The following is a 9,211-nucleotide window of genomic DNA, read 5'->3' on the forward strand; positions in this document are numbered from 1 at the left end:
GTGAAGCAAGAAGTGAAGTCAGTGATCCGGGCCCGGACCGGAGTTGTTTATCTTGAGGAGTAAGACCGTGGGCGAATCCGTTTTCGATGTTGCTGAATTCCGCCGGGCGCTGGGCGCCTTCGTGACCGGTGTGACCGTGGTGACCACCATTCAACCGGACGGCTCGCCGCGCGGCTTTACTGCGAACTCGTTCACGTCGGTTTCGCTCGACCCTGCGTTGATCCTCGTGTGCATTGCCAAGACCGCGTCGAGCCATCCGGTGTTTTCGCAAACGCAGCGTTTCGCGGTGAGCGTGCTGGCCGAAGATCAGAGGTCTGTCTCGGGCGTGTTCGCGTCGAAGAGCGCGGACAAGTTCGCGCAGGTTGCGTGGCACGCGCGTCAGACTGGCAGTCCGTTGATAGACGGCGCGGCGGCGAGTTTCGATTGCGAGACCCATCAGGTGGTGGATGCGGGCGATCACATCATTCTGATTGGCCGCGTGGTGGCGTTTGCGAATACGAGCGCGACGCCGCTGGGGTATTGCCGCGGGGCTTATGTCGATTTCAGGCTGTCGCAGGAGGCGCTTGCCGCGACGGGGCAACGCGCTCAGGTTGGCGCGATTCTCGAGCATCCGCTGGGGTTGGTTTTGATTGAAACCGCTGCCGGGTTGGAGTTGCCTACCGGCACGCGGCTTGAGCCGGTTTCTGACGCTGCCAGCTTGCGGGGCGTGCTCGACGGGTATCGGTTGAAGGTGAATCTGGATTTTTTGTTTGCTGTCTTCGAAGCGAAAGGTGTGACGCATATTTATTATCGCGGACGTGTTGAGGATGATGCCTCTGTTGGCGAGGTTGTTCGTTATGTACCGCTTAGTGAAATTCCGTGGGATGAGATTCGCGATCCCGCGGTGGGGGCGATGCTGCGCAGGTATGTGAAGGAGCGGATGGAAGATGCGTTTGGTATTTATGTGGGGGATGTGGAGTCGGGGACGGTGAGGTCGTTGGTGATGAATTAGTTGTATTAGCGTGGACCGGACCTGACAGGTAGTCGGAGAAGCGAGTTAAGGAACGCGATTTAGTGAGGAAGCAGTTTCTCCCTGGCGAGTTCGAGTGAATCGAGGAAGGTACGCAGAGGCGTCTTGCCGTAGCACCATCGCCCTTGATGTTCGCGCTCATTGTTGTACTGGTCAAGCCATCCGCCTCGATCAACAATTGACCTTGATCGGCTTGCCAACCGAGATGAAGTGAAATCGCACGCTGCTGTTGATACTCACGCGGCGGTTCATCCCGAAACGCCATAGGATGAGTTTGCGACGCGGGTTTGTGACCGTGCTTTCGCAGAAAGAGCCGGGTTCGGAATTTGGTTTCGATTTGCGCATCAATTGCAGACAGAAAGCATATGGGCGCATGACCGTAGGGCGTGAACTCCCCCCGCACGCCGTCCGGCCCTAGCGTTTCATCGATCAGAACGAACGGGTCCAGTTTGTACGTCGTCCACTTCGCCAGCTTCTGCCGCACTTCCTCCGGACTCGTGTTCACACCGTCCCGAAATTCCCGAGGGTCGATTGAAGCGTTGCACCACAACTCGTATGGTGGCCTTCGAACGCTACGGCGCGCCCTCCAATCACGAAATTCGGATCGCCTTCGACAATAACGCACGCCTGATGCCCGGCAATCGGGCAGATACAGGTATCGCCAACGCGGGCGACGGCACGTCCATCCACGACGAATTCTGAATCGCCGGATTCGACAACGCCGCCATGGCTCGTCGGGTCACCGACACGGATAACATTTTTCATGACGTGACCGAAATTTAGAAAAGTTTCATACCTGGGCACGTGCGAACCGGAACTTCCCGACGCTCCCAACCGTGCTCCCTCATGCATTGATTTAATTTAGGCACATAACAATTTCTATCAACATAATCCACATTTGGATTTGATTTAATCAGCCCAGGGTCAATTTTGCACTTTTCGATCACTGAATCCAATTTACTATTACACAGAGTTTCTGTTGAATCGTAGTCTGTGGCTGACGAATTGGTCTTCACCCATCGCATCTCCGACGAAACAACACTCGGTCCCCACATGCAACATCCTGACAGGGCTATAGAGCTAAAGGCGATAAAAACAGTTGAAAAATTCTTTTTCATCTTTCTCAGAGATTCACGCCGGATCGGTGTTGGCTTGATCGAGCGACCCGGTGTTCGCTCCATCAACCTGGTCGAAGCCGACCAGTTGCCAAGTAGTATTTACGTTGTATTGGGGTCGCTTACCGAGCAATCGGTCGGCGAAATTCTGACTCCCCAGTACCGTCGCAACCGGCATCACCGAACCAGCAACAAACCGTTGCCGTCCGCCTCCAACGACTTCATGACCATTCGCCTCTGGGCACGTCCACCAGCCCGTCTGAGGGCAAATTGAGCCGGTTTGCACAAGCGTCCCTAACGGCAACACGGCAGAAGATTCGACACTGGACATCTTGCCGCCACTGGTCGGACGCAGCCGGATCGAATTCACGACCGCATCGAAAATCTCGACGGCCTGCTCATCCGTAATATTCGGTCGCAGCGGGTTCCCATGATCGTCCTTGAACATTCCGCTTTCGAACTCAACAATCAACGTTGGCTTCAGCGGTTCGCTTACCTGCGTACCTTGCGCTTCCCATCGAAACTGATGCGTGCGGAACCCGAGGTCGGTCGGGTAGGTTTCAAGAATTTCCTCACCCTCGCGACCGTTGACCGTTCGATTTCCCTTACGCAATGTCTTGATGAGGCCAATGACACCCTTCAGTGCATCAGGTACAGGTGCGCTATTGATTCTCTCAAGCAACTTCGGCTCGCCAAGCTTCGTCACGGTCATCGTATGAACTGATACGAGAACCCCGGGCCAACGAGCGAATTTGAAACTAATTCCGGTGTCTTCGTGTTGCGCCTTAGAGCCATCATCAGTGATGAAACCATTCTTGAGGCAGAAACCGGAACGAGTGGGAATATCATTTATATCCCTGAATTTCAACTTGGCAAAGATTTCATTTTGAATGCCGCTGATAACAGACGATATCTTATCCTGCGCATAGCCCACGCCTTGCATAGAATACGTGCCGCCCTGATCCCACTTATAAATCTCAAACCCTGACGCAGGTCTCGTTATCAATTTCCTTGACAATTCAAAAACATAGGTATCCGAAGGAAAGTGGCGATCTCCAACGTATAGAAATCCATCTTTCTGTTTTCCTGCCTTCAGTTCGGTAGCTCGTACTCGCATTCGTTCTTCAAAACTGGACTTGCTCGTACTTTCGTTCGATACGTTTATCTGACCATAGTCATATTCATAAGCCTGACCATTGATTTGTGCATCAACGGGGACATCAACCAGATAGCGGCCGAAACAATAGGTCTTGGTATCACTCATCGCTGGCCCTTTCGCATAACAAACGGTAGTAACAATTGCGGCGCAAAGCGCCGCCACGAATTTTCGACTAGCCATGTCATTCCTTGGTCGATGGTAGCTCACTGATGGGCGGAGCTAGCTGCACAATCTTGGCAACGCAATAAAGCACATTGTATTGAACGTTCTGATTGGCATAGCTCATCTGATGATCGAATCCCGTCATTTTGAAAACCTTTGGCGGCGGATTTCCCTGAGTAAGAATCGCCCCGGAAGGCATCGGGACCGTGCCGTCACCCGAATTCGTCTTGTCGTATTCGGTGGGCGCCTTTTTGCTCTCCAGCTTGAACTTGGCCTGCTGTTCACCCGCACCGAGCGTCGCTGCGCCGAGATATGTGTAGGACGCGGCTTGAGCGGTTGGCATAGCCGATGCTAAGTCGCCGCCCACCTCATCGGTGGTGATCCACTTCACGTTTCCAAACGAAATCTGTCCGCTGTCGCTGCCATAATGAGCGTAGGTGACGGGGTGAAAGTCGAGCTTCAATTTTTCGTGGAAGCTCTGCGCCTTGGTTAAGGTAACGCCGTATAGGTCATACGGTTCTAGACCTTTGGGCGTGAGATTTGCGGGATCGATCAACTTGTCGTCAACCATGCCCCACCAGACATCCTGCACCCGCTTCGCATAGATTTCCGAGTACGGATCGGAAACGGGCAGGGGTGGCATAACGTCCTGTGCCTTGCCGCTCCGATGTTGTTCGAACTTCAGCCAACCGGGCGGATAGTATGTGTTCGGCAAAAGCTCCAGCGGTCCCGCTGACTGGGCTGCCACGCACGTGAAATCGGACGAGTCCCAGCCGAGGATAGTCGCCAGTATCATGCCCGGGATATCGAAGGCACCACCCGTCTCGACCCCCGAACGGAAACGACGATATACCACGGGCGCACCGCCAACCGGCAGCACGCTATGTACGACGCCCAGCATCGAATCCCCGACCTTCTGCGCCGCGCGGCGCGTCACGAGGCCGCCCATCGAATGGGTCAGGACAATCACTTTGTCGGTCGGAATCCAGTACTTGCCCTTCTTGTACCAATCCCTGATTTCCTGAATTCGCTGAACCAGCAGGTCGGAGGAGACTTCGTTGCTGTCCAGCCAGTTGTAGCCGCACACCCACACGGGATAATAGTAATCGTCAAGTCGCGCGAATTCGGTTTCAGTCAGCGGCGGCACATCGGAATTGATCGGATGCCAATCATGCTGAACCACATCGACGGTCTCGCTGTGCATCGACATGAAACCACTCTTTTCCACGCGCTTGAGCGTCTGCGCTGTTTCCCACACCGGCATTGGTTCTATCTTGCCGAGCGGTGTTTCATGGTACTGGTCGTTCAATGCCGATTCTAGCTCCGCCAGAATGCCGCCGTAGCTGTCGAGGTGTATTTGCCCCCAACCCCGCCGCTTCGCTTCCTTCTCGGTCAGCGTAAAAAGCCCCCGCTGGATGCTGACCGGTCCTTTGTCGTTCACCTTCACCGCAGCAGGATTCATCTGCTTCTGACGCTCGGTGGGTGTCTGCTTTCTGCGTCTGCCGAACTCACCCAGCCCCGCCATCTTTCCATTGGGGGGCGTCCACGCATCGGTTCCCTCTTTCTGCGCTGTTCCGTTCGCACAAAGATTCGTCCCCATGATGCCCGGTACGAAGATAACCGGAATCACGTGCCTCGGTGGCAGGACACAAAGCGCGCGCATCTTGAAGCTTTCGGGACTGGTCACGCTATCGAAATACGGGTCACCGTTCTCGTCAAACTGCAACGGTACGCGTCGGCGTGCTTTCGCATGAACAGGTTTAGTGGTACAGGTTTCGTCGGCAGAGGTCGTCATGTCGCGAATCTTCTAGGAATTAGAGTTTCGGAATCAGCGTAATCGGCCTGATTTGCGTGTCCTGCACGATGTTCTGATTGGCCCCGTCTGTCGCCAGTTTGCCCGCGTCACGCACGGTGCTGGTTTCGTCGGCGACCTGATGCTGAAGCTGCTGGTACGCGTTCCCGTTACGCGACGCCACGGCAAACTGCTCGTCGGTCTTCATCGAGGATGCAGGCATATGCGGCAGATCCGGATTGCCGCCACCACCGCCCGTATGGCTGAATCCACCCGACTCGATCCGGTGTTCGCCGCTCGATGACGCAAGCACCTTGCCGTCGCCCAATGAGTAAGTTACGCCATTGGCCTTGAAAACGATGCTCTGCGCTTCGATCACCAGTCGCTTCAACGAGTAGATATGCGCGTCGTCGGCTGAACCGATTTCCATCTTGCCCTGCTGGGCCTGAACAGTGATGTCGCCGCTGCCCGCGATCAGCTTCATGCCGGCCTTCGCGAACGCGGACAGCCCCTGTGCAGCACGCATCAGGATCTTGCGGCCGGTACTGATGTTCGCGTCCTGAACCGCCACCATGTCAATGTGCGTACCAGCCGACGCCACAACATTGTGCGGGCTGGACAGGGCGATGCCATCCGGAGCAGAAAGGGCGATGGCTGCGCCGTCCTGCCTGCCCGTGTCCCATTGCCTGATCTGCTCGACAAGCTTTTCGTGAGGTCGCGTATCGGTCGCGTCCGCTTCGTGTGTCGATGACAGGTCGCCAAGCTGTTTCACAATCGCCAGCGCGGCCTCAAGCTGTCCGATCAGTTCCTGCCGATCCAGTATTGCACCTTTCGCATTCGGCCGAAGGTCCGTCGAGATCAGTAGCTGCGCCGCGCGGACCGCCCCTGAGCGGTCGGAGCGCAGCTCGAATCCTTCGCCACGCCGCTCGGATTTTCCGTTGTCGCGAGGATGACCGATCCAGCCTTGATTCAATTGCGTCTTGCCATGCTCGGACGAAAGTTTTGTCTTCGTTTCATTCGTTGAGTCATCAAAAAGTAGCTCCCCGTAGCCGGTCCCGCCCACTTCCTTCGACCGGATGCCGTACAGCGCTGCGTTGGCTGGCAAGCTACCCGTGCCTGAAAACTGTGTCGGCGCGTAGTTCGCACCATGCATCATCGCAATCGCAATGGGTTTGTCCGGGTCGTTCTGCTGGAAGACGATCAGGACTTCGCTACCCACTCGCGGCCAGAGCGCAGTGCCTGCCTGGTTGTCGGCCCACGGCAATGCGTACCGGATACGGGCCGAATCGCGCGATGTGCCACTCGCCCCGGCGCGCGGATGTTCATCGGCTCGCGCAAACGGAAACTGCACGGCGATACAACCGTCCTTGTCCACGTCGATTTCCATGCCTGGCCCACCGACAACACGGGCACTTATGGGGCCGACGGTCGGCACGCTGGACGGATCAAAATCTGGCACAACCGGAATATCGGCACGGATGCATTCGAAGCGGTTGATATAGGCGGGACCATCCTCATCAAGCGTCAGCGGCCCCTTGCCCGGAGAACCTGTCAGCAGGTGATTGCGCACGCGGGTTTCAATACGGGTCAGCACCAGTCGCCGCTGTTCGGCCGGATGCTGATCCATCTCCGCGTGGCCGGTTAACGAAAATACCGTACCCGCGCCGCCGCTAAACGCACGCACGACGGCTTCGCCCGTGAAATTCTTCGTCCGCCGTTCATGTGCCTGCTGGCGTCGCAGGTTGATCTGCTCGTAGTGCTGTGAGTCGTTCGCGACGTGCGGCGAGTCGTACTGGTAGTCCGTTAGCGTGCCCGCTAGCGCCTTGCCATGCTTGCCTTGATCCCGGAGGTTCGTTTCGCTGACTTCCTGAATACGCCCCGTCCGGTAGTCGGGCGACGCAGCGAGCACCGCGCCCGGCATCAGATAGCGATGAGCCTGAAACGACGTAATCGTATCGTCCTTCTCGGTTGCGTCAGCGCGGTGGAAGCGCACCGTTCCGGCAGGATTGTCCTGCCACGCATGCACGTTATCGACCAGATGCAGGGTATGGACCGGCCAGCCGTCCTTGACCTCGTGCGAAAAATACCAGCAGATTCCCTCGAAGCGCCAGTGACGCATCAGAAACGCCGCATCACTTTCGCCCGCCTGCATCGTGAACGCCCGGGCCGGGTAGGTCGCCATCAAGCCCTTCGTATCGAACGCAAATGCGCCGCCCAATACGCCGTTGCCTTGAAGGTGTCCGGAGAGAATTTCGAGCGAAATATCGACCACCGACTTGTCGCGGAAGACGCGCCATGTTGTGCGATGAGCCAGGATCGACAGCGCGTCTTGGCAAACAAACTCGTTCAGCACGAATCCGCCGTCAGAGGCAAGCTGATGCGCGCTCGTAACAATCGCGCTGATGGTGCGATGAGCGCCCGTGAAGTCGCCGATCTGGAACGCGATGGGTACGCCGTTCAGTGCCTTGAGCGGCAGGCGAATGTCCGTCGAGAGCCAGCGCGGCGTGTAATGCAGCGGTTCGCAAATCCCTTCACTACCGGTTAGCTCATGCGGCAGGATCGCATTGCCGGAAATGCCTGCGTCTGGTGCGAGCTGCACCTGTAGCTGACGTTGCGACTGGCTGAATATTGACCACAATTGATCGAAGTTCTTGAATGCAGCAGACAAGCCTTCCAGTGGATTTTGAGAAGGAACAGACGCAAATGACGATATCGGCATGGTCTCATCGGCAATGGAATCACACGCAGATTGCGCGATCCATTCTCGCCCCGGAATAATGAATACTCGAATTGACCGCCATTCGACGGTCACCGCCTGTTCTTACAACTCGAACACGGTTGCCCGGAACCTCTCAATCCCGCAACACCCGCGCGAACCCTTCGCGCTGACCGGCTCCCGGGCTAACTGTCGCTGGCGATTTCGCCCACGATATCGAAGCACTGCGTTCTACCTACTGCCAAATCATCGCCACGCATTTAACAATGATTAAGCCGCGTGAACAAGCAACGATGCCGTCATTACCCGTCCCGGGAGCGAAACCGGCATCTGCCCGTCCCGTTTAGCCATCGTGTGATGCACGAGGGCGCGCCACGGCAGGCGGACCCCCCATGCATATAGCATAGGATGACTGACTAGGCACACATGGATTTTCCAATCAACCGCCCGGGAAATCCGGATGGCAATGCCACGGCATACGGAAGCGACTCGGTATTATGCGACGGAATGCCCGTGTTGTTCCACCTGAAATACCGTGCTCAATGCATCTAACGCGCGGTCTTCAATCGCAACCAGTGCGTCGTCCAGCGCGTGCGCAATGCGCCCATAGTACGTATGGGAGCGTCCAAACACATCCGAGATGGTACGCGGCGTAATGGGCGTCATCCAGATCCGAAAAAATGTCAACTTTTGTCAAACTAATTAATTTGGCATTACAGATCGTTATCGAGATAAGCAAATTTCACAGTATTGCGGCGTCGTGGTAGACGAGCCAAGGGCGCACGGCTCTATCCCGACAGCTACCGCGGCATGTGCTTCCAGTTGCGGCAGCACCACATCGCGCAGTAGCTGGAGCTGGTCCAGTTGCAGTTGCAGGTCGTCTGCTGGATGCTGCTGTGTCCGAGCTATTTTCTGATGCGCTCGATGGGTACGCCGTGTTGTGCGAGGCTATGCCTGAGGTCACGCCAGCCTGACGGTATGCGCCGTTGTAGGGTACCTATGCGATGCATGCAAATCCCCCGCACAGGGGCAGCGCCAATAACCAGAAAGAATAGAAAAAGCCAACGCCGTGGGCATCCGACCAGCGGCGCCGTGCAGGCAGAAAAAACAGAATCACATATTCGGATAATTCGGCCCACCGCCGCCCTCAGGCGTGACCCAAACGATGTTCTGGGTCGGGTCCTTGATATCGCAGGTCTTGCAGTGCACGCAGTTCTGCGCGTTGATCACGAGGCGTTCGCTGCCGTCGTCGTTCTTC

Annotated in this window: 6 protein-coding genes and 1 pseudogene; 1 reads left to right on the forward strand and 6 read right to left on the reverse strand. The window is 56.4% G+C overall.

Features of this window, described 5'->3' with window-relative positions:
• The first annotated feature begins 67 nt into the window (after positions 1-67).
• The gene (locus DLM46_RS21535; RefSeq protein WP_244306319.1) at positions 68-991 is read left to right on the forward strand and encodes a flavin reductase; all 924 of its coding nucleotides are present in this window, start codon (positions 68-70) and stop codon (positions 989-991) included.
• 59 nt (positions 992-1,050) lie between these two features.
• Here the strand turns inward: DLM46_RS21535 and DLM46_RS40425 are convergent.
• The 6 genes and pseudogenes from DLM46_RS40425 to DLM46_RS21565 form a co-directional block, all read right to left on the reverse strand.
• Positions 1,051-1,161 (reverse strand): annotated as a pseudogene (locus DLM46_RS40425) (IS481 family transposase); the annotation flags it as partial.
• A gap of 349 nt (positions 1,162-1,510) precedes the next feature.
• Complete coding sequence (locus DLM46_RS21545; RefSeq protein WP_115103597.1) at positions 1,511-1,774, reverse strand: PAAR domain-containing protein; 264 nt, start codon at positions 1,772-1,774, stop codon at positions 1,511-1,513.
• A gap of 366 nt (positions 1,775-2,140) precedes the next feature.
• Positions 2,141-3,463, reverse strand: coding sequence for a T6SS immunity protein Tli4 family protein (locus tag DLM46_RS21550; RefSeq protein ID WP_115103599.1), 1,323 nt, complete (start codon positions 3,461-3,463; stop codon positions 2,141-2,143).
• A 1-nt stretch (position 3,464) separates the two neighbouring features.
• On the reverse strand, positions 3,465-5,240 hold the full coding sequence (locus DLM46_RS21555; protein WP_115103601.1) for an esterase/lipase family protein: 1,776 nt from the start codon (positions 5,238-5,240) through the stop codon (positions 3,465-3,467).
• A gap of 19 nt (positions 5,241-5,259) precedes the next feature.
• The gene (locus tag DLM46_RS21560; protein WP_165848032.1) at positions 5,260-7,905 is read right to left on the reverse strand and encodes a type VI secretion system Vgr family protein; all 2,646 of its coding nucleotides are present in this window, start codon (positions 7,903-7,905) and stop codon (positions 5,260-5,262) included.
• A gap of 1,161 nt (positions 7,906-9,066) precedes the next feature.
• Positions 9,067-9,211, reverse strand: a 145-nt coding sequence (locus tag DLM46_RS21565) for a 4Fe-4S dicluster domain-containing protein (protein ID WP_133300364.1), incomplete at its 5' end; no start/stop codon positions are given.

Source organism: Paraburkholderia lacunae, assembly GCF_003353175.1.
In the GTDB taxonomy this organism is placed as follows: Bacteria; Pseudomonadota; Gammaproteobacteria; order Burkholderiales; family Burkholderiaceae; genus Paraburkholderia; species Paraburkholderia lacunae.

Bases quoted from the DNA above. Each gene is read 5' to 3' on its own strand.
- DLM46_RS21555 (WP_115103601.1), bottom strand. From the start codon at position 5,240: ATGACGACCTCTGCCGACGAAACCTGTACCACTAAACCTGTTCATGCG.
- DLM46_RS21550 (WP_115103599.1), bottom strand. From the start codon at position 3,463: ATGGCTAGTCGAAAATTCGTGGCGGCGCTTTGCGCCGCAATTGTTACT.
- DLM46_RS21545 (WP_115103597.1), bottom strand. From the start codon at position 1,774: ATGAAAAATGTTATCCGTGTCGGTGACCCGACGAGCCATGGCGGCGTT.